The sequence below is a fragment of the Pseudomonas sp. PDM02 genome (assembly GCF_014852285.1).
Classification (GTDB): Bacteria; Pseudomonadota; Gammaproteobacteria; order Pseudomonadales; family Pseudomonadaceae; genus Aquipseudomonas; species Aquipseudomonas migulae.
Genome location: NZ_JACVBL010000006.1, coordinates 56,346 through 81,998 on the forward strand (window position 1 = coordinate 56,346; position 25,653 = coordinate 81,998).

The following is a 25,653-nucleotide window of genomic DNA, read 5'->3' on the forward strand; positions in this document are numbered from 1 at the left end:
GCCTCTTGGGCGGCACAGGAGCGGCGCTGATCGGTGCCGCTACTATCGCGTTCTCGCTCGTCGTTTTCGCCATGCAAATCAATGTCGAGCGTATGCCGCATGGCTTGTTTAAGCAGTTAAGTTCCGACAAAAGATTGCTCAGTTCGTTTCTCGGATCGTTCCTGACGGCGATAGTCGTCGCTGGGAAAAGCTGATAGTTACCGGTGAGATTTTGAAGGTCGCGCAACAGTGCTACCGCTTGGTGGGGTAATGGCACGAGATGTTCGCGGCGTCGCTTCATACGTTCTGAGGGTATGGTCCAAAGTGCTTTCTTTAAGTCGAACTCCGACCATCTTGCTTCGCGCAATTCAGAGGGGCGGCACGCAAGCATTGAAAGAAGATGAAGGCCAATACGGATGTCAGTTGCGCTCGGATACGTTCGGATTGCCCGGAGAAGCGGTGGCAATTCCTCTTGGGATACATGAGCGTAATTTTCTACAGGTTTGGTCTGCAAAAACTTGTGCAGACCTTCCAGTGGATTGTGCGTTGCTCTTCCAGTGACACGTGCAAGATCGTAAATTTCCCGACACATGCCTCGAACACGGCTGGTCTGTTCGATGATTCCTTTCCGCTCCATCGAGCGCAGAAACTCCATCCATTCCATGGGAAGGATTTCTTGATAGATACGGTTACCGAAGACGGGGAAAACGTGTAGCTCCAGTGCGCCGATGGTCCTTACCGCTGTGCCATCGGTCCAGCCTTTACGTTTGGAGGCGTACAACTCACGAGTTAGTCGTTCGAAGGTATTGCTGGCAGCTTCAAGTTCTGCCGCTTTTCGGGCTCGCTTGGTTGCTAATGGATTGCTTCCTTGAGCGGAGTCAGCTCGAAGTTCTGCGGCTTTTTGCCGTGCGAGGGATCCACCCACTTCCGGGTAGCTTCCAAGACCTAGCCATGACCATTTCCCATCGGGCTTTTTGTACCGAAGCTGCCAAGACTTATTCCCGTCTGGACGGACCCGCAGGTAAAGGCTGTTGCCGTCATGCTCGCGATACTCTTTGGTATCTGGCTCTAGTGTCGCCAGAACGGTATCGGCCAAGGGGCGACGCTTGATTTCACTAGGCTTCATTTCCTTGTACCCCTCAGTTTCAAATTTCCTCCGTGGTACAGGGGAGGATACATGGAGCCTTGAGATAGGGGTGGACAGAGGAGGACAGCCAGAAACAAGAAAGCCCGCACGGGGCGGGCTTCTTGGGGTGTTTCGTAGACTGTCTGAGACAGGTCTAGACTGCTATTTGGTGGAGCCGGGGTAATCTGAAACAAGTCGGTATCTATCTGTTTTGGCTAGTAAATAATTGTTTGGTCAACTTGCTTGGAATACCAGTTGGAACGCTGCGTGGTCTGGATTCCGATGGACGGTGCTTTTTGAGCTCCGCCCCCCAAAACTAATCGGGGCTGAATCTATCAAGCCAATGGTCGAGCTGTTGATTGTTGCCCCTGCGCTCGCAGGTACAGGGGCTCCTAGCAAACGATACCGTCAATGATTGCTGTGTTGGCTAAGCCGACTCTCGAAGTATTGCGCAGTCTCTTTGTCGGTGCAGTACAGGTAGCAACCCTTCATTCCGCGTGTCATCAGGGTTCGGTATGTATTCTTGATGATCAGGTCTGTTTCATTCTTCGCGAGGGTAGGTTGCTCTTTCATCATTTTTTTCCAGCCGCGAATCGATTTATCGTGCTTGTCGCGCTCATCCGGGGATGTCACTACCTTACCGTCACGTACGACTAGGTCTGGCCCGATGATCACCCCGATGTAGTCGACTTCCAAACCTTGGCAGGTATGAATGCAGCCAACCTGCTCGATGGAGTTCTCAGCGATGATCCATAGGCTGCCATCCTGATCCAGGTTCCATTGGCGTTTGTAGTCACCAATGACGATATCAGCAGCGGTGGGGTCTTTCTTGCTCAACCAAGGCCAACAATAGCCCGCGACCAGAGTCGGTCGTACTTTTTGCTGTTGCTTCTGGCTTTATCCACGGGGTACTTCTGGCCATTGCAGGCGAGCTTCCGTGTCACCGCGTCGTTGAGGTCAATGCCGAGTACGCTGCTCAGGCGAACCAGGTACATCAATACGTCCGCCAATTCGTCTTTAACTGCTTGGCCGATTTCGGGATCTGTTGCGGCGGAAATCGAATCGGCATCACTCATCCATTGGAAAATCTCGCACAGCTCTCCTACCTCGCCAGTGAGAGCCAGGATGAGATTTTTGGGGGAGTGGAACTGCTGCCAGTCGCGATCATCTGCAAACCGCTGGAGGGATGCGGCAAGCTTCACTACGTCAACCATTGGCGCGGATGAGTTGTCTGAGTCGCTCACGGGGTTATCTCTTGGGCATCGGTGGTGAAAATGTGTAGGAAATCCGGCCTTGGATTGTAAGAGTTTTTGCTGTGTCCGCAGATTTTTTTGTTTTTTTTTTACCTGTTGGCTGCCGGCCGGATTGCTCACCAGTGTTCGCTATCTGCATTGAGCGTGGGAGCGATTAGTGCTTGCAAGATAGGTGGGCGGTCCAATTATGTTGATCGACAACAAACGACCCAACACTATGGTTAGTAGAGGGCTTCTTTCGACCCGACGCTACCCCCTCACGAATGGCAGAAACCGGCCAATAGCAGGCGGTCAAGAAGGTCAGATATAGACCTAAAGCGGCCCCTCGCGTTGGTCGGTCGATTCCGTCCAGGGGATCGGCTCACATCCTTGGAGGCCATCACAAATCTCACTCGGGAACAGAATATGTGGGGCTATGAGACCTGAAAATTACAATTGACAATGCTGGCGTTCTGCCCTAGAAAGGAGGTCTCTTTACGCGTTTAAAGCCAGATACTAGTCGTTGAAGGCTTAGTCAGGCGTTTCGCCAGACTCAATTGTATTGCGTTGTTTTATTCCGCAGACAAGATCTGCGGCCCTACGCTCCTTCGTCGCTCCGGTCCACAGATCTTGTCTGCGGCTGAACCTTGGTAAAGAGCCCTTTTTCGCATGGATCCGCGACATATTCTTGCTGATGTAGACTTGGATGAGAGTAAAATTTACTTCTCCAAGAATCCGATTGTTCTACTCTGCGGGGGCTATGTCCCTGAAAAAGAACATGCAGATGCAAAGGATCCTCCCGTCCGTTCTCTTCGTGATGCTTTGAAGCGCAAAGCGCTCAGTATGATGAAGGCACCCCATATTTTTCGACCAGAAGAGATTAAGTCGTGGCATGAAGATGGGGTCTATCGAAACCTGATGGATTTCGAAGCAGATCTTGCGAGCATCTGCTCACTCATTGCAATCGCCGTTGAGAGCGACGGCTCCATTGCTGAGCTAGGTGCTTTTTCGCAATTACCAGATTTTCAAAAAAAACTCATAGTATTTGTACCTGAAGAATATGCGGACGATAAATCTTTTATCAACCTTGGAATTCTTAGGCATATAAACGAAAGGCACGGAAGCGGCGTTAAGGTTTATCCTTGGAATCCAAACTATCCGCTTGAGATTCCAGAGCATGTTGTTACAGGCGTTATGGATGACATTGTAGAAGAACTTAATGCTCTGAAAAAAACACAAAGCCTGTCTCTTGGCAATAATATTCATATTGTCGTTCTAATATACGAGTTGATTAGGCTTTTTGTTGCTCTTAAGGAAAGCGAGATTGTCGAGGCAATTAAGGGACTAGGCAAAGATATACATCGTGATGATGTGCGGCGAAAAATATTCTTATTGCAAGAGTTTGAGTTTATTAAGAAGATCGGTGGGTATGGTGATTCAAAATTTTACGCCTGTGGTAACGAATCTTTTCATACGCTCCGCTTCGCTCTTAAAACGGGAGGTACGGTTGATACATTAAGGTTGAAAGTAGAATGCGTCGATTATTACAAAGCAGCGACATCCGAACGAAATCGCAACAGGGCTATTGAACAAGCAAAGTTAGGGGTTGCGAAATGAGCGAATATAATTTTCGTGAACACCTTTCAGATGAGTTTATGATTTCTGAACACGAAGTCGTTCGATTGCTGGTCAGGGCTCCATATGCTTACAAGCGCTATACTATCCCGAAGAAAAACGGTGGTGTTAGGCCGATCGCTCAGCCTGCTAAAGAAACTAAAATCATCCAAAATTTTATGATGAATTTTTGGTTTTGCAAGTTACCGGTGCATGAGTGCGCAGCGGCGTATAAGCACGGAGCAAGCATTAAAAATAACGCTGAGCGGCATGTTGGCTGCTCATATATATCAAAATTTGATTTTGTTAATTTTTTCGGGTCAATAACTGAAGTCGATGTACAGACTTTGTTGTCCAGAGTATTTCAGGGGCAATTGTCTGAAAGAAGCATTGCCGATATGGCTAGGATGAGCTGCATTCGCGATAAAGTAACAGGGCGTTTGGCGCTTAGTATTGGTGCTCCATCTTCGCCAGTGTTGTCTAATGCAGTCATGTTTAACTTTGACTCGGTCGTAAGTCAGTGGTGCTTTGAGCGTGACATTACCTACTCACGATATGCAGATGATCTAACATTTTCCTCCAATGAAAAGGGCAAAACTTTTCTTGTAGAAGAGTTTCTTCGGGGTACTCTCAAGGAGCTACCTGAGCCTGGGCTATTGCTCAATGCAGATAAAACGGTTCACGCCTCTAAAAAGAACCAGCGACGAGTCACCGGACTAGTGCTGAGCAACGACGGTAATGTGACTATCGGTCGTGATAGAAAGCGGTTGATTAGCGCAATGATTCATCATTTTATACTAGGCCAACTTGACCGTAAGTCGATTGCACATTTGCAAGGTCTCATAGGTTTTGCCCAAGATGTCGAGCCATTGTTTGTCGCTAAGCTTAGAGGCAAGTACACTTCAAAAGTTATTACTGAACTTATGAGGTTGCGGGATGAAAAGCGTAATTGAGCCTGCTGCGTAATTGCACGGACTTACCCACCCATTTGCATTCGACGTAACGAGCCGTTTGCATCGGATTAGCAAAGTCACCCTCATGGTCGAATGTCTGCTCTTGGCCGATTTTTGCCTGTCGCCACCGTCAACTATGGGTCGACTTTTGTCTGTCGCGACCGGCGACACCCGACCCAAAGCGGCCGATCGCTGGTAGCAGCTTTGATGCTTAGTCACCGTATGCAGCAGCGAGTCCCTTGCGCGATCCAGCACCCAAGGCAGTCAAAAACGAGCCGTCGATGGTCACGCCTAGCGCATTCAAGGTTCCGGCCTGGATAGACTATGCTGAGTAGGCTTATACGTCGACGCTCATGATAAGACGGAAACGATTAGGATAACTCGCTTTAACTAAGAAAGACTGCGCATAGCTTTCAGGGATAAATTATGAAAAGCAATGGACCATGTAGCCGAACGAGAACTTTTAGCGTTAGCGGATGCTCACCATTCTGCTACAGGCAGATCGTAAAAAAACTTGATTGAACTTGTTAATTAAACTCTCTTAGTCACCGATAGGTTGAGCAGATCACCAATTATCACTCATTCGAACAATTAAGGCAGCGTTCGATACTAGACATGTCTGTCACGGCCTGGAATCCCTCGCACGCTAGACAGTTATAAACAAATTGCTTATTTTCGCAATACCCACACTTTCCAAAATGAAAGCCAGCGGTCAAATTTAATGAGTCGAAATAGACACCATCGCGATGTCCGCAATGTGCGCATTTCGTGAATCCGACAGAGTCGCTATTAATTGAAAACCCGCAACAAAAGCAGTAATAGTTTTCAGAGTCGAAATATCCTAGCGTTTCATTTTCACAGTGCCAGCACCGAAAAATGTCACTATAGTCGAGCTTGCCACTCGCAAAGTCATAGGCCTCGGCTCGATAATCTTCTGAAAAGATAAGCCTCGAATAATTATCTTCAGTAAGAAAGCGCCTGTAATCGCTCATCTCACCAGAATTCCAATGGTGTCTATCAGCGAAGAGAGTTAGAGCGCGAACTAGCAATGTCAAACAGTTTAAATTGGCCTTCTGAGGTGTAGTCTCAATAGAAAAATGGACCAGCTTATTACGAAGTTCTTGAACCTCTCTTATGATATCAAGATCATCCTCATCAAAAATCTCTACATCTTCCAATTTTTCAATGACTTTTCCGAATCCTAAAGAACGAAAAGATCCACTTTGAAAATCCGAGTACGTTGTATTGCCTAAGACAAAGGCTTCGAGTCCGCACTCAGAAACCAAGCGAAATTTGGCGAACAACTCAACAGCTGTTTGAATTGCAACGACCGCTATCTTCCATGTGTTTTTAGAGGTATTAGAAGCAAATAACAGATTCAGTCCTTCATTGAGAAAAGCCTGAGCATTATCGAACAAAGAAGCGCTAGCTTGCCCACGTACTGCTTCTTTCCAAGTTGGAGGCCCCACCATATCGAAACCGCGTTCAGTCATATTTACCCCACCATGATGTAAATTTACCCACCAATCAAGGCTGTCAGAGCAGCAAGAACTCTGTCCTGTGCCAATCCACATAAAGCACCAATTAACAATGCACTGCGCCAACTTATCGATACATCCAATCCCTTACCGATAGATGTGTGCTCATAGATATTGAAAAACACTAGAGCTACGATTGGGCCGATCATGATTTGACCAGTTGAAGCAAGGTTTGCGATTTGCGCAAATTTATCCGATGAGTCTCCGAGCGATCCACGCAAGATAGCGCCAAGCACCGCAGAAAGGATTGCCACAATGGATAAGCTCAGCGGTGATGGACTTATCTGTATGTTTGTGGCTGCTGATCCCGAACGTGGAGACTCAGACCCGGAGAGTTTATAGCGTACATTAAAACTCATCTGGTACTTTTTAGGCTCGAGTAAAGCCCTCTCAAACTTCAACACGTAAGTTGCTGAAAATGATGATTCGGGCTCTATCGTTGTCATGCTGGACCCGGCCGCTTCACTTTCTGCTAGCCTACTCTCTACGCCCTCCAACTGCCTTAGCTTAGCTTGAAAAAGAACATCTATACCTTTGTGATCGATTGCGCCATTACTAAGCCAAGTTCTCTGAGCTAAGTGCGCATCTTCACCGGAGTTTATTTTATATTGAAAGCTTTTAATTCTACTTCGAATTTGGTTTTCAAAAAATTTCCGGCGCAAAAATATCGGTGTATATAGCTTTAGCAGGTTTGACGTACTGAACAGCTCTTTAAATGCCTCCTGCTGAACTGCAATTAAATTCTCTCTAAATGACTCTGATTTAACCCAAAGATAGCTACCCAAAAGATTATTCAATTCACTAATAAGTTCAGATTTTTTTGAAAAATCTTCCGCGAATTCGTTATCCGTGATTTCCAGTAACTGAGCGCCCACTGGAACCTTTGGCTCGAGCCCTAATAATATTATTGGTTCGGCACCTAAGTTTTCGATTGTAAGCTTGTATGCTATTTGATTGGATCTTAAGTCACTAAGCTGCTCTTCCAGCTTGATAATCGGCGCAGCCATTTTTTCATCCAAAGAATTTTACGATATTGATGGCAATATGCCTTGCCTCCCGACATCTGTCCAGTATCAGTACCACGCTATGACGGTGGTTTTGGTCATCACAAGATCCTAGCCGGCTACGTGGTAATCCGGCCAGTAAATTAGGCGCTGGAGAAAACTTCCGGGATTCGTACCACAAGTTCTTGGGCGCTCAGAACTTTAGACCGGGCGCCAGTTCTAGAGCCTAAATTTACGTTGCCCTCCTAGGCAGGCGGCTTGAGGCAACCAAAAGAGGGGGGGGGCTTAGCCGCAAACTGCGCGCGATCTTTCGGAACATTTTGTTAACGAAGCCATTTCGCAAGCCGCTTTTGGCCGTTTGCTGCCCGTGGTGAGAGGCAGAAATCGGCCAAAGGCGGCCGCTGACTCTCTAATAAGTTCGGGGCGATTCAGATCGCTGTCTCGACCAGCCCTTTGTGACTGGATATTACAATGTCTGAGCCGAGGCCTTTGAAGTTATTGGGTGAGCGAGTGGCCAAGTTCAAATTCTTCGAACATCAGGGTCAGCGATAGAATCATTACCTCGGCCTGCACGAGAGGTCCACCTGCTCTCGGCGAGAGCCTTCAGCTTGCGGGACAAATCCAACGCATGCCGTAAATTAAATATCACGCCCTCTACACGGAAAAATCATCTGACAACACGCCAGACATTTGCTCTTTAATTTTCAGTCCGTACCAACCATTCTCCACCAGAGCTTGTAATGACAAAACAACTAAGTTGAAGCCGAATTGCGATATTTCAAGAAGCTTTTTGAAATCCTCGTTTAAGCTTTGATCCATGATTTCATTTTTCATAGGATGGTGCACTCTGTACCCACCGTGCACAAAAGAACTTCGGTAGTCGTACATTTCACGCAAGCGTTTCTTCAACATTCCTTTGCCCTGAGCATCTAGTTCTAAGAGTGTTGAGATCCGTTCAACTAGATTGGTGAACCCTTCTCCTACCTTTGTACCATAAATGGCCTCTAGTGCATGAAATGCCCAAATAACCCAAACTACATCTGCATCTGCCCCGCAGCAAATATGCAAAACTGAAAAAATTGCTTTCTCTACGCCAGACTCGGCTCTTTGCCTGACCCCCATATTGAGTTTCTTGTACCAATAAACAACTGATGAAAGAGGCAATATTCGAGGCGCGAAGATTGAATTCCCTGCCAGCAAACTTCTAAATCCTGACTCAAAACAATCCGCTGAAAGTCGCAATTCAGTAATTAGCCCTCTTCCAGCATCGATACGTAGACCAAGAAAATCGCATACACCTGGGCGAGCAATGTTTAGGATAAAAAAAACATCGTACAGGAACTGCTCAACAAAATAGCTGGTATACCATTGTTGTCGACCAAGATCCCCATCAATTTCCAAAGTTACCTTTACCACAAATTCCAATTCTGGAAACAAAGCAGATTCGATTTGCTCCACGGATAACGTACGACTTAGCTCCGCGACATTGAGCGATTCAGTATTGATTTTGTATGCTTCAACAAAAGGGGAAAAATCGCACTCAATATTAACTTTTACGTCGCCATGCATATAGTGCCAAGGGCCAATTACGCTGATGGCTTGCTTCAATAATTCCATATCTCCAAACTTAATCTCCTCCCGCCGCTCATGCTCATCTAAGCGTCCCCATCCCCTCCTGCGAACCGTCACCAATGAAACTGTCACGCTACCTCCCATCAAGCCAGTTATAATATCAGAAGATATAGCATCAGCTCCTGGGGAATCAATCGTGCAGAATGAGTGCGTGACTGCAAGAGAGCACTTTTCCCCTCGGTCATTTCATAGAAATGGGAAATTTGGGGCAGTCGATGACGAGTATCAGTCGTGAAAGGCATCATTCGACGTCTCCATGAGAGCTAGGGACCATTAAAAGAAAAGCTAGCGGAGAAATGAAGAAGCCCGAATTTAAAGCTTTGCTTGTGTGCGTCGGAATCGCAGCAATTGGCTCCTACGCATCAATCTACGCCTGTAGAGCATCGATAAGAGCCTAATCTTAGCTACTTAATCGCCCTGCAAAAGTTTCCGCATGCGAAACCTTTTACGGGGCTCGATCATAGAACCTTACCTTCCGCGCGGGTGTGAATCTAGCCATGGAAGACAGCTTTAGCGTGGATTGGACCCATGGATTCGCAGAGTGCTGAGACGATTTGCTGTGGACATGAATCATTCGCCCCCCCAGGCTAGAGGAGCCAACGCGCATACTTGATGGTCACATCCGTGGTAGCAGTCATTACGAGAGGCGGTTATCGGCCAGGAGCTGTCACTCTGCGCCCCCTAAACTCGCATTCACGTAATAAGCTATGCAATGTATGACTTTCAGAAAATATTTTAGGCGTCTTCTTCGCAAGGTTTCCTCTTGCGGACATACACAGTGGCAGCCTCATTGATTGTCAGGGCAGGTCCAAGGTGAAGCTGGATCATGTTCATTCTGAGTATTTTAAACTCGAAGGAAGCGAGGTCTACTTCTAACTCTTCCGTGAAACACTTTTCGTAGGTTTTTGCGTCGTATCCTTTAAACTCTATCCCCAGAAATTTGAGGGCTTTGAACACCCTGCATACGCCGGAGATAAAAATAGGCATGATATCTAGATATACTTGTTTTTCTGGATATCGTTCGGCCTGAGCTTCTGCCAAAACCTTTTTAAATTTAAGGCCTTCTGCTATAAGATTGAACCGCTTTTGGATGTCAGATGGTTTCCCGAGTCGCAGGAGTTCTGATGAATTCTTGCTAGGATCTAGGCGCGAATATATATCTTCAAGTTTGACGAAGTGATGCATACATGATCTTGCACCACCTTTGGATTTATGACCCGCCAGCAGAAATGCCGCACCCTCTAACCGCTCGGCGCCTTCGTTGAGCCACAATTCAGGAAGCAAACTGGAAAATAACGAGTGATCGCGGTGATGCAGCGCATTGCGTAAAGCAATTAGCAATGATGTATCTGGTTGCGCAAAGTAATCGAAATCATCCTTAGAAACGTCATATAATGTATGAAAAGCTTCTAGCGTCGCCTCCCACGCTCTATCCAAATTTTCTATGGCTTCCTCTTTGTCAATTGCAACCAATCCTTTGTAGCGAATATGTTCCTCTCCGTAGATACGCATAGTATTGGCAAGTCGACTGACTGCCCTCTGTACGATTTCCTTTTCCATGAGCCATTCTTCCTAGGAGTTCATTTTGAGCCAATTACCTTAGCGGTGACGGATCGTAGCGGCAATCCTCGCAAGGGTAACCTCACACCGAAGGCACTGACCGTACCACCACCGCGGCCTACCCACTGCAAACGATGTCCATATCACACCCAATCGTTTCCTTGAGATATGCCACAGCGGCGGCCAGCACGAGGTTTTGATCAGCGGTACGATTACCAGCAGATAGACCCGGCTGAACAATCAGAATTTCGGCTTCAATGGGTTTGAAGCGCGCTGTCTTGATCAACTCATTGAGCCTCAACCCATTTCCAGCAAGGTAGCGCGTTGGACGATGTAGGGAGCGCAGCCGATCCTCACGCCTTTGCATGTGCTTGCTGAGTTCAGAAAAGCGCCATTTCCACTTGGCCGACCTGACCGCTTGAGAGCAGACCTCCACGACATCCTTCACGCGTTCGCCGGGGGTATCTCCTCCGGCATATTTGCAGTGGATCAGCGCAAGTCGTATACGATTATCTTCCTCCTTGAGACAGACAAGATCCGCCGCCTCACCGGCGCCGTCGTCGTCGAAAACGATGTCAAAATCACCTTGGATGAAATGTTGGGCGGCTTTCCACTGAACAGCGTCAGCACGTGCAATGCCGTCTTTCCAGTAGGATTCTTTTGTGATGTCGACCCCTGCCCAGTCCCAAGCCTCGAAGCGCTCTTCTCCGATTTCAAGATGCCTGGGATCTTTAGGCTCGATAAGCATGTTGCCGTCCAGTTCACTCAGGTCGACGAACCGTACCAGCGGTGGGTATGAACTCAGATATTGGCTGAGCGCTCCTGACGCTCTCCCGATGGTGAGTTCGACTGCCTCACCGCTTGTCTGTGCGACGACGAAGCCGGCCTCTCCACCTACCGTTAAGGTGAACTCCGCGAACTGGCCGGCCTCGTCACAGCTTAGGGCAAACCTCACGCTGTTATCTCGCACATCAAGGTATTTCAGATCGATGAACGTGATAGGAAGGCCGTTTGGAAACGCCCGCGTGGTGAGCACGACCCTGTCCTCTGCAATACCCATGATTTCAGCCGGCCACTCGACAGCAAGCACATTCCTGTCGCTTGGAAATCCTGCCACATTCTTAGGAATGAGGACATTTGCAATGATGTCATCGACAACGATACTGTCATCGAGAAGTTTGGCGCCAGCCGCCGCGCACCAGCGAACGAACTCCGGTGTGGAGCCTTGCTCTCGCGACCAGACCCTCCCTTTGTACGAGCAGCCAACAGAAACGCGCTCTCCATTTTCCCAACCGGTACCACTGACATTGTTCTTAACGGAGCCGCTGCGCTCGGCCACACCGAGTGCTACCGCAACGTCGGCGCCCGTGTACATGGCGTAGCTCAGATTACGTCGACCGTGTTTCTTGACTCCCATGTTCTGAAACACCAAGCGGTTTATATGACCGAGTCTTTCTTGAGCTCGAACCAAGCCGTAGCCACATTCTCGAAGGTGTGTGCCGTTTCCGCACGCTTGGCTTCATTCAGCGTGTTGCGCTGCACCTTCGGATCAATACCCTGGGCGAGCAGCTCGCGTGCATCGACTGCCATCTTTCGTGCGTTCGCCAGTGACAGTTCGGGGTAGGTCCCGAAGCCGATGTTGATGCGCTTCTTGGTTACCGGCTCGCGGTAGTTGAAATTCCACAGCAACGAGCCGTTGCTGCGTACGCGGAGCTGCAAACCGTCACCGTCAGTGAGGACGTAATCCTTGGACGCGGGTTTGACTCCCTTGAGCTGTCGATCGGAGAGGCGGAGGTTTTGGGCAGGCATGAGATTGTCCTCAGGCACTGATTCGGTATTCCAAAGATTAGCACCGGATGGACTGGAATACCGTCTGGAATACCCGAATGGCTGGAACTCAAAAAATCTCAGAAGACCGCAAAAGCGCTGAAGGCCGCGTATTTACTGGATCGCCGGCACAAAAAAAGACGTCCGTGGACGTCTTTAGATGATGAAGTGGTGGAGCCGGGGGGATTTGAACCCCCGTCCGCCAGTACTCCGCTGTCGGTACTACATGCGTAGCCGTGTCTATTAAGTTAACCCGCAGCGACCCGACGGGCAGGGTGCTTTGGGCGAGTTGTGTAAGTTTTAGCCGCTTCGTCCACAACGTACTGCACGGCGATTCTGTTCTATATGACAATCACTTTGGGTTTACAGACATCCCCTGATGATTGCTGGACCCGAAGGTACCAGGAGGGAAGGGCTAAGGCTGCTTACGCAGCGAGAGCGTATTCCCCGTAGGTTTCGTCATTGGCAACTATAAGAAGTTGCAACAGTGGATTTACGAGTTCTGTTACCAACTCGGCATGCACCTAAAGTTTCGCGACCGGCGTCGAATCCTAAACGGCCCCGTGCCTGTTGCTCTGTGAATCAAAGTGAGCAGCAAGCCTGCGCAGTGTACGCCAACGTGGCTCAGAAGGCCACCCGATGCTTGGCGCGAGTGATCATGGGTTGGGATCTTTGCTCAGTTTGCCAGCGACAATCCCTGGGTGGCCTCGGTGACGCATTTTTTGTCGTCCCCGGCAGCTTTGGAAGCTTCGGCGCTGGCCAGCAGTCTTTTGATCTCCATTGTGGTGTTGTCAGGGCTCGCCGGCAGTGCATTCACTTTGGCTTTGAGCTGTTGCAGCTTGCTCGTACACAGGTCGTTGTCCGCTGCAAATACGGGAGAAGCCAACAGTGCAGCAGACATGAGCAAACCAGCGATCGCGGTACGTTTCATGGGTATTTCCTTGTACGGGTAGTCTCGGTGCTGCCATAGGGACGGGGGCTCGGCCGAGGTCGAAAAACAAGCCACGATTGATCGGCCCTACTTAAAAGACTACGACGCTGCGCAGGAATTCGCTTTTCACCCAAAGGCTATGGAAAAAAAGGTCCATGCATGCCCAAACCCCAGAAGCAACAAAACCCGCAGTTAGCGGGTTTTGGTTTGTTTCGCATTGGGTGGAGCCATCCTGAGCGCTCCCTGGCCTGTTGCTCTGTGAATCTTGATGAGCAACAAGCCTGCGAGTTGAACGCCAGGAAAGCCCACCCGAAGGTTGGCATTGTGCCGGGTTACTTCCCGCCTTTGTTCGCGTCCTTGATTTGCTTGATCGTTTGTTCTGTCTCGGCGATGCAATCGTCAGTCCCTTCCTTGGTGCCTTTTGCCTGATCGGCTTTGGCTTGCTTGACGCTGTCCATTACCTGATCAGACATTTCTGGAGGAGTCTGTGCCCTGGCATTTTCGATGGTTTTAATGTTGACCGCACAGAGGTCTTCAGCGGCAAACGAGGGGGACGCCATCAGCGAGACAGTAACGAACAGACCTAACAGTACAGAACGTTTCATGAGTATCTCCTTGAACTGAGGGTCCAGGCATTTGCTGGCCATCAGAACGGGCTGCCGAGGTTGGGTAAGGCCCGGCAATGTCCGGGCTTAACCAGTGGACTACGACGTTTCGTCAGGGTTCTATTTTTCTTCAGATGCCCCTCGGCTGTGTGACCCGATCCACCAGATAGACCAGCCCGTGGTAGTCGATTCCGCCATGTTGCGTCAGACCGATCTCACAGGTGCGGCTGGTCGAAATCCCCTCGCTGCACTGTTGCACCGCGTCCTTGAGCGTACGCAGCGAATGGGCATTCAGCTCCGGCGTGGTGAAGCCCTTGTCGCCGGCAAATCCACAGCAGTGAATGCCTTCGGGAATGACCACGTTTTTGCTGCACTTGCGCGCCAGATCAATCAGCGCCTGGCTTTCCCCGAGGTGCTGAGTGCTGCACGTGACATGCACGGCGATGGGCGCTTCCTGCGGTGTGAAGTCGAGACGATCCATCAAATGCGTACGGATGAAACGCACCGGGTCGTACAGGTCCAGTCGAACCTCTCCCAGGTCCTGAACCAGTCGCAAGGTGCAGGGGCTGGTGTCGCAGTAGATCGGATCGAGCCCGCCACGGCTGGCGTGCAGTAGTGCGCCAATCAGTTCCTGGCGCTTGTGTTCGGCCTGTTCGGCGTAGCCCTTGGAGGCAAACGGCTGGCCGCAGCAGAGACTGTCCTGATTGTCCGGAAAGACGACCTGGTAACCGGCTTTTTCCAGCAGGCCACGGGTTTTGTCGTACAGCGACATTTGCTCTTTATCACCGGCCGCAGGCCCCATGACCCGCGAGACGCAAGCCGCCAGGTACACCACGCGAGGGCGCTCGTCCGACACGATCGGGCTGAAGCGAATGGCTTTTTCCGGCTGCGGCATGGCGTTGGTCCATTGTGGGACCTGACCTTTGGACAACTTCGTCAGCGTTGCCGAAAGCTTCGCCAGACGTGGTGCCCCCAACAGCATCCGCGCGCCATTGGCCACATGCAGGGTGAAACGGGCGCCTTGCAGCGCGGTGGCGAAATTGCCTTCCAGCCAGTTGGCGGTTTTCGTATGCGTCGCCTTACGGCTGCGAAGCTTTTTCACCAGCTCGCCAGTGTTGATTCCTACAGGGCAACGCTGTGCGCACAACCCGGTGGCGGCGCAGGTGTCGATGCCCTGGTATTCGTAAGCGGCTTCGAGTTCAGTGGTGTCCACGCCGGCGCGTTTTTTTGCCTGAATGTCTCGCCAGATCACGATGCGCTGGCGCGGGCTCAGGGTCAGGCCTTTCGACGGGCAGACCGGCTCACAAAAACCGCACTCGATGCACTTATCCACAATCTCGTCGGCGGCCGGCAACGGCTTCAGGTGTTTGAGGTGAATCTGCGGATCGTCACTGAGCACCACGTCCGGGTTGAGAATGCCGTTGGGGTCGAGCAGGCGCTTGAGCTGCCACATCAACTGGTAGGCATCGCTGCCCCATTCCAGCTCCACGAACGGCGCCATGTTGCGACCGGTGCCGTGCTCGGCTTTCAGCGAACCGCCGAACTCCACCGCGACCAACTGCGCCACGTCGTCCATGAACGCCTGATAGCGTGCGACTTCTTCCGGGTTGTTGAAGCCCTGGGTGAAGACGAAGTGCAGATTACCTTCCAGCGCGTGTCCGAAAAGGATCGCTTCGTCGTAGTGATGCTTGTCGAACAACTCGATCAAGCGATTCACGCCGATGGCCAGTTGTTCTACCGGGAAGGTCACGTCTTCGATGATCACCGTGGTGCCGGTTTTGCGCACCGCGCCGACGGCGGGGAAGGTGTCCTTGCGAATGGCCCAGAGGCGGGCGTTCTCGATTGGGTCTTCGGTGAAGTCGACCTGTTTTTCCACTGGGAACGAAGTCAGCGACGCCATGATTTGCGCCAGTTGCTCGTGCAGCAAAGTCGACGACGCGGCGCGGGATTCGATCAGCAGCGCGCAGGCGTTATTCGACAGGTGCTGTACGAAATCCGGCATGCCGGGTTTGTTCTGCACTGAACGCAGACTGCGACGGTCGAGCAGTTCCACGGCCGACACCGGTTGGCTTTTCAGCACGGTGACGGCGTTGCAGCAGGTCTCCACATCCGGGAACACGATCAGCGCCGACGCCTTGTTCGGGTGGTCGATCACTGTGTCGTAGGTCACGGCACTGATGAACCCCAGCGTGCCTTCGGAACCCACCAGCAAGTGGCTCAAGATATCCACAGGCTCGTCGTAATCCACCAGGGCGTTGAGTGACAGGCCGGTGGTATTTTTCAGACGGTATTTGTGGCGGATTTTTGCAGCCAGTTCGGAATTGGCGCGGGTCTCGCGGCCCAGTGTCGCTAAACGTTCAAGCAGCGCTGCGTGGCTCTCACGAAACGCCGCGACACTCGCCGTATCTTCGGTGTCGAGGCGGCTGCCGTCGGCGAGCACCAGGCGAATACCGGCCAGCGTGTGATAGGTATTTTGCGCCGTGCCGCAGCACATGCCGCTGGCGTTATTGGCGACGATACCGCCGATTTTGCAGGCGTTGATCGAGGCCGGGTCGGGACCGATCTTGCGTCCGAACGGCGCCAGCCACGCGTTGGCCTGCGCGCCGATGACGCCCGGCTGCAGACGGATTTGCGTGCCGTGGCCGCGGATCTCGCGTCCGTTCCAGTTATCCCCAAGCACGATCAGCACCGAATCGCTGATGGCCTGGCCGGACAGGCTGGTGCCGGCGGCGCGGAAGGTCACCGAAACCTGATCCCGTTGCGCCAGTTTCAGCAGCGCCACCACTTCATCTTCAGACTCGACGCGAATCACCAGTTGCGGAATCAACCGGTAGAAACTGGCATCGGTGCCGAACGCCAATGTCGACAGCGGGTCGTCGAACCGTCGCTCTTGAGGTATCAGTTGCTGCGCATCTCGCAGGAAAGTCGCCGGTAGAGTCATTGGTCCTCCAGGATCAAAACCACCAGGTCTTTCGGGCCGTGGGCACCGTAAGCCAGGACTTGTTCGATGTCGGCCGTTTTCGATGGGCCGGACACTAACAGCGCGTTGGTCGGCATGCCGTGAGCCCAGTTGAACTCCTGCTGCACCTGATAGAAGTTGTCACGGATTTCACTGGCCTTGAGCAGGGCGAAATGTACGGGTGGCACCAGGCTCATCAAGCGTGGTTCTTCCCGCGTCGGCCAGAGAATCAGACTACCTGTGGCGGCGATTGCGCCGAGGGTGGTGGTGAGGCTGGCCGGCGTGTCGTTGAACAGCTCGGCTTTCCATTCTTCCACCGGACGCTCGTAGGCCTTGAGCGTCGGCAAGCCGGGATTTTTCGCCCAGTGCTGAGTGACACGTTGACCGTGCGGCGTCGTCGGCGCGATCAACAGACTCGGCAACTGACGATCCTGCAGTAACTGAGCAAGCAACGAAGGCCAGGCTTCGCCGGACGTCAGATGGATTTCCGTGTGCACCGCTTCCATCAGTTTGCGCAGCTGCGGAATGCGTTGTTCGGGTGCGTAGGTGTACGGCGCTGTCACCAGTTCGACGTCGAACTCGTCAGGCACGGGCGTGGTGCCGGTCAGACTTTTCCGTAACTTGGCGAGGATGTTTTGCTTGGCGCTCATCAGCGGTCTCCCTGTTTGGCCAGATGCTCGCGGGCCATATCGTGCAGTGAGCGGGCAGCCGGTTTCGGGGCGCTGTGGTTTTGCGTCCAGGGGCCGACGTTGCTCGGTGCGAGGGCGCGCAGACGCGTGGCGACAAAGCCGAACAGTCGATACAGCGTCGGCGAGCTGTTGAGTTTCGCCCAGGCATTCCAGATAAAACGCTCCTTGCGCGAATACTTGCTGCCCTGGCCGCGCATCACTTGATGCGGGCTGTCCGGGGCTTTGACGTTCTCTTCCCGCAGGCGACGCAGTAGGGAAGGGATAGGAATTTTTACCGGACAGACTTCGCCGCAAGCACCACACAGCGACGAAGCACTCGGATGATCCGGGACATTCGCCAGGCCGACCATGTGCGGCGTGATGATTTTTCCGATAGGCCCAGGGTAAACCTCCCCATAGGCGTGGCCGCCGATTCGAGTGTAGACCGGGCAATGATTCATACAGGCGCCGCAGCGAATGCAGTTCAGGGTCTGGCGTAATTCACTGTCGGCAAAGGCCTGGCTGCGACCGTTGTCCAGCAGCACAAGGTGCACTTCCTGCGGGCCATCGAGTTCATCGGCCTTGCGTGGGCCGGAGATCATATTGACGTAGGTAGTGATCGGCTGGCCGAGGGCCGAGCGGGTCAACAGTGACACCAGCGGCACCACGTCACGCAGGTTTTCCACGACTTTTTCGATGCCGGTAACGGCGATGTGTACCGGTGGCACCGTGGTGGTCATGCGGCCGTTGCCTTCGTTCTCCACCAGCAGCAAGGTGCCGGTTTCGGCCACGGCGAAGTTGACGCCGGAGACGCCGATGTCCGCTTCGAAGAATTTCTGCCGCAAGACTTTGCGACCGATCTGAATGAGTTGGTCAACGTCCTTGGTGTATTCCACGCCAAGTTTGTCATGGAACAAGGACGCGACCTGACCGGCATTCTTGTGGATCGCCGGCATAATAATGTGTGAAGGCTTCTCGTGGTCGAGCTGGACGATGTATTCGCCCATGTCCGATTCCAGGCATTCAATGCCCCGTTCAGCGAGGAAATGGTTCATCTCCATTTCTTCGCTGACCATCGATTTGCCCTTGATCACTTGCCGCCCCTCGTGAGCGCGGATGATCGAGAGGACGATGCCATTGGCTTCGTCCACCGTTTCCGCCCAGTGCACTGTCACACCGTTGCGGGTCAGGTTCTGTTCAAGTTGCTCGAGCAGGTCGGGCAGCTTCGATAACGCACGGGCGCGGACAGCATTGCCCAGCGCTCGCAAATGTTCTCTTTCATGGGCATCGCTGAAGGACGCTGCCCGTTTTGTCATCAGAGAATCCATCGCAGTGCGAAAGTTGTTTCGCAGTTGCTTGTCACCCAAAGCAGTGTGAGCACGGGTGCGGAAATCTTCTTCTACGGCAACCGTAGGAATAATCGCGGAAGCGTTCATTGAACACCTCCGGTGCGCTGCCAAAGGAAACTGGCCAGGTGTTGGCCGCGCAACGCTTCCTTCTGTTTCTCCAGCGAGCCGTTGATGTTCATCAGGCAACCGCAATCGGCACTGAGTACCTTGTGCGCACCGGATTCCTTCAACGCCCGGGTCTTGTCAGCCACCATCGCGCCGGAAATGTCTGGCATACGGACGCTGAAAGTCCCACCGAAGCCACAGCATTCACTTTCATGGCTGTGCTCGACTCGCTCCACATTCCCCAACTGCGCCAACAACTCGCGGCCGTGCAAGTGGGTGTTCATCTCTCGACGTGCCGAACACGATGTGTGCAATGCCACTTTGACCGGTTCGCCGCTGTCCTTGAGCTGCACCTTGCAGACAAACAACAGAAACTCGGCCAGCTCATACGTCCGGGCCGCCAGGGCCTGAACCTGTTTCAACGTTTGCGGCTCGTCCTTGAACAAGTCGGCATAGTGCTCGCGCAACATGCCGGCGCACGATCCCGACGGCACCACCACCGGATAATCTCCAGCGAACAGCGCCAGTTGCGCGCGCGCCACGGTCCGGGCCTGGTCGGTGTAACCGGAGGTGTAGGCCGGTTGCCCGCAGCAGCTTTGCCCTTGCGGGTACTCGACACGAATGCCTTCGCGTTCCAGCAGGTGAATCGCATCCATCCCGGCTTCCGGGTAGAACAGATCAACCACGCAGGTCCCGAACAGGTAGACCCGTGCCGGTTTTTCGCTGGGATATTGCCGAGGCTTGGGCAGTGGCGGGGCGACGCGGGTCGCGTTCGGCACGGCGTTGTAAAAAAGCTCGCTCATCAGGCGTGTCTCCGGGTGGTCCCGGTTATCCGTCCGCTGAGGCTGCTGAATATAGAGAGAGATTCTTTCAGCAGCCTTACAGACCGGGTTGTGAATAGCTGACGCCGGAATCGTGGTCCGGCGTCGATTTTTGCGTTTTTTCTTGTAGTACTTAGTGCACCAGCATGCCGGTGAACCAGTAGGCCTGAGCCAAGGTGATCAGGCCGACGATGGTTGCGAAGAACAGGCTGTGCTTGAGGGTGAAACGGAACAGGTCCGATTCCTTGCCGACCAGACCGGTCGCGGCGCAGGCCACGGCGATCGATTGTGGCGAGATCATCTTGCCGGTCACGCCGCCGCTGGTGTTTGCCGCCACCAACAAGGTGTCGTTGACGCCGATCTGGTGCGCGGTGGTGGCTTGCAACGAGCTGAACAGTGCGTTGGACGAGGTGTCGGAACCGGTCAGGAACACACCCAGCCAGCCGAGGAACGGCGAGAAGAACGGGAACGCCGCGCCGGTGCCTGCCAATACCAGCGCCATGGTCGACGACATGCCCGAGTAGTTGGTGACGAAGGCAAACGCCAACACCATGCCAATGGACAGGATCGGCCAACGCAGCTCGTAGAATGTCTCTCTAAAAGTGGTCAGACCAGTTTTTACGTTGATCTTCAACACCAGCATCGAGATCAGCGCGGAGAAGAAAATCGCCGTGCCGGTCGCGGAGATCGGATCGAGTTTGAACACGGCCGGGATGGCGGTCGGAGCGGTCACGATCGGGGCGACCTTGATCACCATTTGGTCCAGGTGCGGAATGGCGAAGTTGAACACCCAGCCGTACATCGAGCCGCCGGCGGCGAACATCGCCTTGAACGGCTTCAGGGTCCAGATGGTGACCAGCACGGTGAGGATCAGGAACGGCGACCAGGCTTTGAAAATTTCACCGAGGCTGTAAGGCGAGGCCACGGTTGTGCGCGGCTGACCGAAGCCGCCGGCGCTGGCGGTCACAACGGAGGCCGAAACGGCGCCGACGATGTGTTGGCCTGCGGCGCGTTTCGGCTGCCAGACTTTCAGGAACAGCGTCAGGGAGATCAGGCTGGCCAGGGCCGAGGTGATGTCCGGCAGTTCCGGGCCGATGAAGTTCGACGTGAAGTATTGGGTGATGGCGAAGCTCAAACCGGCCACCAGTGCTGCTGGCCAGGTTTCCCGCACGCCGCGCAGGCCGTCCATCATGAACACCAGCCAGAACGGCACGAACAGCGACAGCAGCGGCAGTTGGCGACCGGTCATGGCGCCGATCTTGAACGCGTCGATACCGGTCACTTGCCCGGCCACGATGATCGGAATCCCCAAGGCGCCGAAGGCCACTGGCGCGGTGTTGGCGATCAGGCACAGGCCTGCGGCGTACAGCGGGTTGAAGCCGAGTCCTACCAGGAGGGCGGCGGTAATCGCTACCGGTGCGCCGAAACCGGCTGCACCTTCAAGGAATGCACCGAAGCAGAAGCCGATCAGCAGCACCTGCAAACGCTGGTCGTCGGTGATCGACAGGACGGAGCTGCGAATCACCTCGAACTGACCACTCTTGACCGTCAGTTTGTAGAGGAACACGGCGGCGACAATGATCCACGCAATCGGCCACAGGCCGTAGGCGAAGCCATACCCGGCGGCGGCGAATGCCATATCGACCGGCATCTGGAACGCGAAGATGGCCACCGCAATGGACAAGGCCAGCGTGATGCTGCCGGCCACGTGCCCTTTGAGTCGGAACACGGCCAACGCCAGGAAGAAAAACACGATGGGGATAACGGCTGCGAGCGCGGAAAAGCCGAGGCTGCCGAGCGGGGTATAGAGCTGTTGCCAGGTTTGCATATGGGGTGGCCCCTAATTGTTGTTGGTCAGGCACTGATCAGCGTTCTTGGATAATTGGTAATACCAATTTACAATCGCTGTTCGCTAGGGTAAAAGCCTTGTAGGCGGCGTGTCAATTTGCCGCCCTAAAACTTTTGTCGAACAAACGCTGTGGCGCCTGTTTGAGCCGGTCGTACAAATGCCGTCTGGTAGGTGCTGGCAAAGCGCCGATAGGCCAGAATAGAGAGCCCGGCGAGCCGTCGGGATCGTGGAGAATTGAGTTATGGGGTTTGATCAAATTCGTCAGCGCCGTTTGTCTGACGATATTGTCGAGCAGCTCGAGGGGATGATCCTCGAGGGCACGCTGAAGGCAGGTGAGCGCTTGCCGGCCGAGCGCGCATTGGCCGAGCAGTTCGGCGTGTCACGCCCTTCGTTGCGCGAAGCGATTCAGAAGCTGGCGGCCAAGGGCTTGCTGGTCAGCCGCCAGGGTGGCGGCAACTATGTGGTGGAGTCACTGGGCACGACCTTTAGTGATCCGCTGCTTCATCTGCTTGAAAGCAACCCCGAGGCCCAGCGCGATCTGCTGGAGTTTCGCCATACCCTGGAAGCGTCCTGCGCCTATTACGCAGCAATGCGGGCGACAGATGTCGATCGCGAGCGGTTGACCGCGGCCTTCAATGAATTGCAGGACTGCTACACCCGTCACGATGAAGTGAGTCGGGCGGAAGAGGGGGCGGCGGATGCGAAGTTTCACCTGGCAATCGCCGAAGCCAGTCACAACGCGGTGTTGCTGCACACCATTCGCGGGCTGTTCGATCTGCTCAAACGCAACGTGGTGACCAACATTGGCGGCATGTACAAACAGCGCACGGAAACCCGCGACATGCTGATCACGCAGCATCGGGAGTTGTACATGGCGATTATCGAGGGACGGGCGGAACAGGCGCGGGAAGTTTCCAGTCGACACATTCTGTATGTACAGGAAGTGCTGGAAGAGGTGCGACAGGAAGTGCAGCGCATGGCCCGGGCGGAGCGGCGCAAGGGGATGTAGTCAGTTGGTTTTGTATCGTTCGTGCGATTGCATTCGCGGGCAAGCCTCGCTCCTACAGGGTAACGTGTAGGAGCGAGGCTTGCCCGCGAAGAGGGCCTCAAGGCGAAAAATTACTCTTCCTTGCCCTTGTTGCGCACCGCTCGCTGCAACTCGCGACCGGCGTCGCGTTCGCGTTCGGTATCACGCTTGTCGTATTCCTTCTTGCCCTTGCCCAGAGCGATCTCGCACTTGACCATGTGCTTGCTCCAGTACCAGGACAGGCACACGCAGGCGTAACCCTTTTGCTGCACGGCGGCGGCCAGCTTTTCCAGCTCGCGGCGGTTGAGCAGCAATTTGCGGGTGCGCGTCGGATCGGCGATGACGTGCGTGCTGGCGGTCGTCAGGGGCGTAATGTGGCTGCCGAGCAGCCAGGCTTCGCCATCCTTGAGCAGCACGTAACTGTCGACCAGTTGCAGCTTGCTTGCCCGCAGACTTTTTACTTCCCAGCCGGCCAGGACCAGACCAGCCTCGAACCGATGTTCGATGAAGTAATCGTGTCGCGCCTTTTTATTCTGCGCGATGGTCCCTGTTGGGTGTTTCTTCTGTTTAGCCATAGGGGCGGCATTATAGGGAGTTGCACGCGAGTCGGCTACGGTGATGCTGCGTGCTTGAGCAGGTTGATTGAATCCCGGACAATGCGCCCTCTTTTTTCAATGCTTGGACGTGGTAACGATGTCGACAGACAAGGTTTCTGTCCACGGCAGTTGGGCTAGCCGCTGGGTCTTCATACTCGCCGCGACCGGTTCGGCCGTGGGCCTGGGTAGCATCTGGAAGTTCCCGTACATGGTCGGGGTCTACGGCGGCGGTGCCTTTGTATTGATGTTCCTGGCCTGTATCGCACTGATCGGCGTACCGGTCATGCTGGCTGAAACCCTGATCGGTCGTCGCGCCCGGCAAAGTCCGGCCAATGCCTTGAAGGTGTTGGCGCTGGAGGCGGGGCATTCGGGCAAGTGGTCCTGGGGCGCATTCGCCGGGATGATCACGGCGTTGCTGATCCTGTCTTTCTATAGTGTCGTCGGCGGTTGGTCGCTGGATTACATCATCGACATGGGGCGCGGCGACTTTCAGGGGGTAACGCCGGATCAGGTCGGTGCGTACTTTGGCAAGGTGATCGCCGATCCATGGCGCCTGACACTTTGGCATACGATTTTTATGCTGTTGTCCGCTGTCGTCATCGCCAGGGGCGTAGTCGCCGGCCTTGAGCGCAGCTTGCGCATCATGATGCCGCTGCTCTTCGTGATGGTTCTGGTGCTGCTGGGTTACAGCATGACCACCGGCCATTTTATGGAGGGCGTGCATTTCATGTTCGACTTCCATCCGGAAAAAGTCCTCGACGGCTTGTTGCCGGCCATGGGGCACGCGTTCTTTTCCCTGAGCGTGGGCGTTGGTTCGATCATGATTTATGGCGCCTACATGCCGAAACACTCGTCGATCTCCGGCACCGTGGTCGGTGTCGCGCTGCTCGATACCTTTGTTTCGCTGGTTGCGGGTCTGGCATTGTTTCCGATTGTGTTCGCCGCCGGCCTGAACCCGAGCGAAGGCCCTGGCCTGATGTTCGTCAGCCTGCCATTTGCCTTTGGCAACGTAGCGTTTGGCCAGTTGATGGGGGTAGTGTTCTTCGTCCTGGTCGCGATTGCAGCCTGGAGTTCGGCGATTTCATTGCTCGAACCGATGGTGGCTTACCTGGTTGAACGCACTAAAGTCAGCCGCGCGTGGGTGACTTTCTGGCTGGCGTTCACCTGCTGGTTCGTCGGTCTGGGCACGGTGTTTTCCTTCAATATCTGGAAGGAAGCCAAGTTTTTCGTGAACGAAGGCGGGATGTTCCATCTCTATCAATGGGGTGCGGCCGGCGGTCTGGATTTCTTTGGCGTGATCGATTTCTTTACCTCGCGGATCATGTTGCCACTCGGTGGTTTGTGTTTCGTGGTGTTTGCAGGATGGGTGATGGGGCGTGAAGCGGTGCGCGACGAGTTGTCGATCCGCAACCCCATGCTGTTCAATCTGTCCCTGTTTTTGATGCGCTATGTGGCGCCCATCGGCATTCTTGTAGTGTTTGCCGCCCAGCTGTGGAAGTGACGCTGACATGACGACACACATTCAACGTTCGGCTCTGCTGCCGTACCCGGCACAAGCGCTGTATGACCTGGTCAATGACGTGGCACGCTACCCGGAGTTTTTGCCGTGGTGCTCGTCGGCCGAAGTCCTGGAAAACTCTCCCGAGTACATGCGCGCGAGCGTTGGCGTGGCCAAGGGTGGCCTCAGTCAGCATTTCGTGACGCGTAACACCTTGGTCCCCGGGCAATCGATCGAGATGAATCTCGAGGAAGGCCCATTCACGCAGTTGCATGGCATATGGGTGTTCAAGGCGTTGACCGACAAGGCCTGCAAGATCAGCCTGGACCTGTCGTTCGATTACGCCGGGCCGATTGTTCGCGCGACCCTGGGGCCATTGTTCAATCAGGCGGCCAATACGCTGGTCGATGCGTTCTGCCAGCGCGCCAAACAGATACATGGTTAAGCCCGTGATCGAAATCGAGGTGGTGTATGCCGCCGTTGATCGTCAGGTGCTTCGCTGTGTGACGGTGCCCGCAGGCACTACCGTGCGCGCAGCGCTGCTTGATTCGGGAATAGGCGAAGCGTTTCCAGAGCTGGATCTGGGCGAATGCCCTGTCGGGATTTTCGGCAAGGTGATCGCCGATCCGGACGCACACCAGGTTCGGGCGGGGGATCGTATCGAGATCTATCGGCCTTTGCTGGCCGATCCGAAAGAGGTTCGCCGGTTGCGCGCGGCCAAGGCCGTCGAGGCAAAAGCCCGAAATCAGTGACCTGATTAAATGCCAGACAATAAAAAAC

General features: G+C 53.7%; 20 protein-coding genes, 1 other RNA gene and 3 pseudogenes. 6 read left to right on the plus strand and 18 right to left on the minus strand.

Features of this window, described 5'->3' with window-relative positions:
* Positions 1–181: 181 nt before the first annotated feature.
* From IB245_RS12005 to IB245_RS12015, 3 genes and pseudogenes are all read right to left on the minus strand, one after another.
* Positions 182–1,105, minus strand: a pseudogene (locus tag IB245_RS12005) (tyrosine-type recombinase/integrase); the annotation flags it as partial.
* Positions 1,106–1,513: 408 nt separating this feature from the next.
* A pseudogene (locus IB245_RS12010) lies at positions 1,514–1,969 on the minus strand (DNA/RNA helicase domain-containing protein); the annotation flags it as partial.
* Positions 1,939–2,349: a nucleotide pyrophosphohydrolase gene (locus IB245_RS12015; RefSeq protein ID WP_192227676.1), complete on the minus strand. Its 411-nt coding sequence runs from the start codon at positions 2,347–2,349 to the stop codon at positions 1,939–1,941. The gene IB245_RS12015 and the pseudogene IB245_RS12010, both read right to left, overlap by 31 nt.
* 657 nt (positions 2,350–3,006) lie before the next feature.
* Between IB245_RS12015 and IB245_RS12020 the strand changes: the two genes are divergently transcribed.
* Together IB245_RS12020 and IB245_RS12025 are read left to right on the plus strand one after the other, a co-directional pair.
* Complete coding sequence (locus tag IB245_RS12020; protein ID WP_192227677.1) at positions 3,007–3,954, plus strand: retron St85 family effector protein; 948 nt, start codon at positions 3,007–3,009, stop codon at positions 3,952–3,954.
* Complete coding sequence (locus IB245_RS12025) at positions 3,951–4,904, plus strand: retron St85 family RNA-directed DNA polymerase (RefSeq protein WP_192227678.1); 954 nt, start codon at positions 3,951–3,953, stop codon at positions 4,902–4,904. Before IB245_RS12020 ends, IB245_RS12025 begins: the two co-directional genes overlap by 4 nt.
* Before the next feature lie 575 nt (positions 4,905–5,479).
* Here IB245_RS12025 and IB245_RS12030 read toward each other — a convergent pair.
* The 14 genes and pseudogenes from IB245_RS12030 to IB245_RS12095 all read right to left on the minus strand — a co-directional run bounded on the left by IB245_RS12030 (position 5,480) and on the right by IB245_RS12095 (position 21,731).
* On the minus strand, positions 5,480–6,397 hold the full coding sequence (locus IB245_RS12030) for a hypothetical protein (RefSeq protein ID WP_192227679.1): 918 nt from the start codon (positions 6,395–6,397) through the stop codon (positions 5,480–5,482).
* Between the two features lie 23 nt (positions 6,398–6,420).
* A complete protein-coding gene (locus tag IB245_RS12035; RefSeq protein WP_192227680.1) occupies positions 6,421–7,449 on the minus strand; it encodes a hypothetical protein in 1,029 nt (342 codons plus the stop codon).
* Between the two features lie 651 nt (positions 7,450–8,100).
* Positions 8,101–9,150 (minus strand): hypothetical protein, encoded by a 1,050-nt coding sequence (locus tag IB245_RS12040; RefSeq protein ID WP_192227681.1) that lies wholly within the window; start codon positions 9,148–9,150, stop codon positions 8,101–8,103.
* 663 nt (positions 9,151–9,813) lie between these two features.
* Complete coding sequence (locus IB245_RS12045; RefSeq protein WP_192227682.1) at positions 9,814–10,638, minus strand: hypothetical protein; 825 nt, start codon at positions 10,636–10,638, stop codon at positions 9,814–9,816.
* A gap of 118 nt (positions 10,639–10,756) precedes the next feature.
* Positions 10,757–12,055, minus strand: a complete 1,299-nt coding sequence (locus IB245_RS12050) for a hypothetical protein (protein WP_225609870.1) — start codon at positions 12,053–12,055, stop codon at positions 10,757–10,759.
* A gap of 26 nt (positions 12,056–12,081) precedes the next feature.
* Positions 12,082–12,447, minus strand: a pseudogene (locus tag IB245_RS12055) (integrase arm-type DNA-binding domain-containing protein); the annotation flags it as partial.
* Between the two features lie 187 nt (positions 12,448–12,634).
* Positions 12,635–13,028: a transfer-messenger RNA gene (gene ssrA / locus IB245_RS12060) on the minus strand.
* A gap of 113 nt (positions 13,029–13,141) precedes the next feature.
* Complete coding sequence (locus IB245_RS12065) at positions 13,142–13,396, minus strand: hypothetical protein (protein WP_192227683.1); 255 nt, start codon at positions 13,394–13,396, stop codon at positions 13,142–13,144.
* Positions 13,397–13,728: 332 nt separating this feature from the next.
* The gene (locus IB245_RS12070; RefSeq protein ID WP_008036547.1) at positions 13,729–14,001 is read right to left on the minus strand and encodes a hypothetical protein; all 273 of its coding nucleotides are present in this window, start codon (positions 13,999–14,001) and stop codon (positions 13,729–13,731) included.
* Positions 14,002–14,131: 130 nt separating this feature from the next.
* On the minus strand, positions 14,132–16,942 hold the full coding sequence (locus tag IB245_RS12075; RefSeq protein WP_192227684.1) for an FAD-binding and (Fe-S)-binding domain-containing protein: 2,811 nt from the start codon (positions 16,940–16,942) through the stop codon (positions 14,132–14,134).
* Entirely contained in the window at positions 16,939–17,610 is a 672-nt protein-coding gene (locus IB245_RS12080; protein WP_192227685.1) for a LutC/YkgG family protein, read from the minus strand. Before IB245_RS12080 ends, IB245_RS12075 begins: the two co-directional genes overlap by 4 nt.
* Positions 17,610–19,064, minus strand: a complete 1,455-nt coding sequence (locus IB245_RS12085) for a LutB/LldF family L-lactate oxidation iron-sulfur protein (RefSeq protein ID WP_192227686.1) — start codon at positions 19,062–19,064, stop codon at positions 17,610–17,612. Before IB245_RS12085 ends, IB245_RS12080 begins: the two co-directional genes overlap by 1 nt.
* Positions 19,061–19,885: a (Fe-S)-binding protein gene (locus IB245_RS12090; protein ID WP_008036539.1), complete on the minus strand. Its 825-nt coding sequence runs from the start codon at positions 19,883–19,885 to the stop codon at positions 19,061–19,063. Before IB245_RS12090 ends, IB245_RS12085 begins: the two co-directional genes overlap by 4 nt.
* A 151-nt stretch (positions 19,886–20,036) precedes the next feature.
* Positions 20,037–21,731 carry a lactate permease LctP family transporter gene (locus IB245_RS12095; RefSeq protein ID WP_192227687.1) on the minus strand — a complete coding sequence of 565 codons (1,695 nt, stop codon included), beginning with the start codon at positions 21,729–21,731 and terminating at the stop codon, positions 20,037–20,039.
* A 262-nt stretch (positions 21,732–21,993) separates the two neighbouring features.
* Here IB245_RS12095 and IB245_RS12100 point away from each other — a divergent pair, with 262 nt between their 5' ends.
* Complete coding sequence (locus tag IB245_RS12100) at positions 21,994–22,761, plus strand: GntR family transcriptional regulator (protein ID WP_008029801.1); 768 nt, start codon at positions 21,994–21,996, stop codon at positions 22,759–22,761.
* A gap of 110 nt (positions 22,762–22,871) precedes the next feature.
* Here the strand turns inward: IB245_RS12100 and smpB are convergent, their stop codons facing one another.
* Positions 22,872–23,354, minus strand: coding sequence for an SsrA-binding protein SmpB (smpB, locus tag IB245_RS12105; RefSeq protein WP_008029800.1), 483 nt, complete (start codon positions 23,352–23,354; stop codon positions 22,872–22,874).
* Between the two features lie 118 nt (positions 23,355–23,472).
* Here smpB and IB245_RS12110 point away from each other — a divergent pair, with 118 nt between their 5' ends.
* Genes IB245_RS12110 through IB245_RS12120 form a run of 3 tightly spaced genes read left to right on the plus strand, consistent with a single transcriptional unit; the run spans position 23,473 to position 25,625 of the window.
* Entirely contained in the window at positions 23,473–24,876 is a 1,404-nt protein-coding gene (locus tag IB245_RS12110) for a sodium-dependent transporter (RefSeq protein WP_008029797.1), read from the plus strand.
* A 7-nt stretch (positions 24,877–24,883) separates the two neighbouring features.
* A complete protein-coding gene (locus tag IB245_RS12115) occupies positions 24,884–25,318 on the plus strand; it encodes a type II toxin-antitoxin system RatA family toxin (RefSeq protein WP_008029796.1) in 435 nt (144 codons plus the stop codon).
* Positions 25,311–25,625, plus strand: a complete 315-nt coding sequence (locus IB245_RS12120) for an RnfH family protein (RefSeq protein WP_192227688.1) — start codon at positions 25,311–25,313, stop codon at positions 25,623–25,625. The genes IB245_RS12115 and IB245_RS12120 overlap by 8 nt, the downstream gene beginning before the upstream one ends.
* The last annotated feature ends 28 nt before the right edge of the window (positions 25,626–25,653 follow it).